1 pseudogene is annotated in these 271 nt (G+C 34.7%); it reads right to left on the reverse strand.

Going from position 1 to position 271, the window contains the following annotated elements:
- Window positions 1-66 precede the first annotated feature (66 nt).
- Window positions 67-271, reverse strand: a pseudogene (locus tag ACKX14_RS15850) (bifunctional 3,4-dihydroxy-2-butanone-4-phosphate synthase/GTP cyclohydrolase II); the annotation flags it as partial.

A 271-nucleotide genomic window follows, 5' to 3' on the forward strand; every position in this document is an offset into this window, starting at 1 on the left:
GAACCTTCCAACAACTATTCCAAATTTCAAGCCTTCTCCAATAAGATTTCCCTCATAGATTTTCATTTACTTGTCCTCCTTGAATTTTAATATGTGACCCATCTTGTCTTTCTTTGTTTTAAGATAGTACTTGTTTCTTTCATTGTGATTCATCTCAATTTCCACCCTGTCCACTATCTCAATGCCATAACCTGAAAGTCCCCGTATTTTTTTTGGATTATTAGTCAGAAGCTTAACTTTTTTTATACCAAGGTCTGCAAGTATCTGTGCT

The organism is Thermorhabdus hydrogeniformans, assembly GCF_049310025.1.
Classification (GTDB): Bacteria; Bacillota; Thermosediminibacteria; order Thermosediminibacterales; family Tepidanaerobacteraceae; genus JBJYKD01.